The 608-nt window shown below is 62.7% G+C and carries 1 protein-coding gene; it reads left to right on the forward strand.

The features are described 5' to 3' along the window. Positions 1 to 449: 449 nt before the first annotated feature. Positions 450 to 608 (forward strand): transposase (locus AACY52_RS32455; RefSeq protein ID WP_370468067.1); only part of this gene is annotated, 159 nt, incomplete at its 3' end.

Here is a 608-nt window from a genome sequence, read left to right on the forward strand (position 1 = left end):
TTTGCGGGTCGCTGATCAGCCGCTGATGCAAGATGCTGGTCGGGTCGAACATGGTGGTGACCGCAACTCGAGTTAGGGCCCGAACATGTCGAAGCCGATGTCGCCGCAGCCGCTGCAGCAGTGCTGGCGGTCCGCGAGGCCGCCAGGCCCTTCCGTTAACTACTGCGCGACCATCGCCGAACCAGCAGCCTTGAGCACGAGCGATTTGATGTTGAGGCCCGATGTGACGGCGCCATAGGTAGTCTTGCCGCTGCCGGTCGCGGGGCGGCCCGCTGCGCATTCCGCAAGGTTAGGTTGCCCGGGAAAGCGGCGACAAAGAAGCCATTATCGTCCGCCAGACTTTGCCCCGGATACCGAGCCCGAGTTGGTCATTGGGCTAGGCCGCGTTGACAAAAGGGATTCCCAAACGGGGTGAGTTCTGATTCAAGGCTGCTCTTTGGGGAGCAGTCATGGATCGAGGGGACTTGTCGGATGCGGAATGGGAACTGATCGGGCCGCTGTTGCCGTCTGAGCGTGGGCGTTGGGCGCGGCCAGCGGGCGACAATCGACGGTTCCTCAACGGTATGCTGCATGTCTTGCGGGTCGGCTGCCCCTGGCGTGACATGCAT

The organism is Pseudomonas sp. EA_65y_Pfl1_P113 (genome assembly GCF_963970525.1).
GTDB lineage: Bacteria > Pseudomonadota > Gammaproteobacteria > Pseudomonadales > Pseudomonadaceae > Aquipseudomonas > Aquipseudomonas tritici.